This window comes from Acidovorax sp. HMWF018 (assembly GCF_003061035.1).
GTDB lineage: Bacteria > Pseudomonadota > Gammaproteobacteria > Burkholderiales > Burkholderiaceae_C > Acidovorax > Acidovorax delafieldii.
The window spans coordinates 7,401-8,723 of the sequence record NZ_QAIM01000635.1 but is presented as its reverse complement, the minus strand read 5'-3'; the positions used below and the strand labels follow the sequence as shown (position 1 = coordinate 8,723).

Below are 1,323 nucleotides of genomic sequence, written 5' to 3'. Positions count from 1 at the left end.
AGGCGCGCCAGTTCGGCGGGGTAGGCGGTGTCGGCCGAGGCTCCCACGCCCGATGTGAGCGAGTCGCCCAGCGCCAGCACCGTGGCGCCCGGCGGCACCGCCTGGGCACGCGGCGGTTTGCGGCCGCAGGCGACCAGACCCAAAGCGGCGACCAGACTGGCGCCCAGCAGCCGCCTGCGGTTCAGGCCCCGGCTCATCGCAGCACCCCCAGCGCAAACGGCAGGCTCACGATGCCCAGCAAGGTGGACAGCGTGACCAGCCCCGCCACATACGGCCCGTTGTAGCCCATGCGCGCCGCCAGCACATAGCAGGTCGATGCCGTGGGCAAGGCTGCAAACGCCAGCAGCACCGTGGTCTGCACGGCATCGAGCCCGAACATGCGGGCCATGCCAAATGCCACGAGCGGCTGCACCAGGTGGCGGATGGCCAGCACCGACACGCTCAGCGTCTTGCCCCGCGTGAGCAGGCCAAACTGCAGCCCCGCGCCGGCCGCCATCAGGCCCAGCGCGAGCGACGCAGCGCTGATGCGGCTGACCGTGGGCACTGCCCATTCGGGGATCTGAAAGCCCAGCAGATTGGCCACCAGCCCCGAGGCGGTGGCGATGATCAGCGGGTTGCGCAACAGCTCGCGCGCAAAGCTGTGCTGCCCGTGCCGGGCCATGGGCCACACCGCAGCCACATTGAACAGCGGCACACACACGCCGATCAGCACCGCAATCATCAGCAGGCCCTGGGTGCCTGCCAGCCGCTCGGCAATCGCCAGGCCAATGAAGGAGTTGAAGCGGAACGCCACCTGCGCGCTGGCCGCATGGTCGCGCACATCAATGTGCTTGCCCACCCAGGGCCAGTGCGGCAGGCTATAGGCCAGAGCGATGCCGATCACGCCCGACAGCATGCCCGCGCCGATCAGCCCCGACGCTGCGCCAATATCCATCGGGCTTTTGACGATGGACTGGAACAGCAGCACCGGGAACAGCAGGTAGTACACCAGGCTCTCCACCGGCTGCCAGACCGAGCGGTTCAGGGCGGTGTACCGGCAGATCAGGTAGCCCAAGAAGATGAGTGAAAAGTCGGGGAGCAGAAGTTGGGCGTAGTTCACACACCGAGAATACTTGATGCATGGCAAGCCGCCCGGGGGCTCCCGGCAGGCTGAATGGGGCCGGGGGACTGCCCACCCCCACCTTGTTTCTAGGGTTAGCCCTTATGTGGAATCCGCAGGGCGGTTTGGCGTGCGTTGGGCATACCATCTGCGCTGTTTGTTGTTACCCCGCACGAAGGAGATTTCCATGCATCGTCGTCAATGGCTTGCGCTGACCGTACTGG

General features: G+C 66.7%; 1 protein-coding gene and 1 pseudogene. Both read right to left on the bottom strand.

The features are described 5' to 3' along the window. Positions 1-197: pseudogene (locus DBR23_RS31940) on the bottom strand (arylesterase); the annotation flags it as partial. Continuing rightward, complete coding sequence (locus DBR23_RS26845) at positions 194-1,099, bottom strand: AEC family transporter (RefSeq protein WP_056061656.1); 906 nt, start codon at positions 1,097-1,099, stop codon at positions 194-196. The gene DBR23_RS26845 and the pseudogene DBR23_RS31940, both read right to left, overlap by 4 nt. Positions 1,100-1,323 lie beyond the last annotated feature (224 nt).